The 604-nt window shown below is 50.5% G+C and carries 1 rRNA gene; it reads right to left on the bottom strand.

Annotated elements, in window-relative coordinates:
• Window positions 1–322: ribosomal RNA gene (locus tag B5E62_RS16670) — 16S ribosomal RNA — on the bottom strand; the annotation flags it as partial.
• Between the last annotated feature and the right edge of the window lie 282 nt (window positions 323–604).

Here is a 604-nt window from a genome sequence, read left to right as displayed (position 1 = left end):
TCGCCCTCTCAGGTCGGCTACTGATCGTCGGCTTGGTGCGCCGTTACCGCACCAACTACCTAATCAGACGCGGGCCCATCTCACACCACCGGAGTTTTTACCCCTGCACCATGCGGTGCTGTGGTCTTATGCGGTATTAGCAGTCATTTCTAACTGTTATCCCCCTGTGTGAGGCAGGTTGCCCACGCGTTACTCACCCGTCCGCCGCTCAGTCACAGACCTCCTCATTCCGAAGAAATCAAAAGTAAGTGCTTCGCTCGACTTGCATGTGTTAAGCACGCCGCCAGCGTTCATCCTGAGCCAGGATCAAACTCTCGCATAAAGGACTTAGGCTTGGTCTTTTCAAGCCTTAGTCCGCTTGCGCTCCTCGACGACTTAGCGAACCCCTAAGGGTGAGCTTAGTGTCGCAGGAGCTTCCTTTCGTTCAATCTCGGTCAGGAAAACTACTAGCTTTCCTATCCCGTTATTTACTGTTGGCATCAGATCTTCGCTTTCGCTCGATCTGATTTCCGTTCTGAATATTTCTCTTAGAAATTTTCAGGGTCGTTGTCTATTGTTCAGTTATCAAGGTTCTTTTTGTTTTTTGCTGTCTCTCGCGAGTCAG

The sequence above is a fragment of the Lachnoclostridium sp. An118 genome, from assembly GCF_002160985.1.
Lineage (GTDB): Bacteria > Bacillota > Clostridia > Lachnospirales > Lachnospiraceae > Claveliimonas > Claveliimonas stercoravium.
The sequence above is the reverse complement of the archived record's forward strand: the minus strand, read 5'-3'. Positions and strand labels throughout refer to the sequence as shown.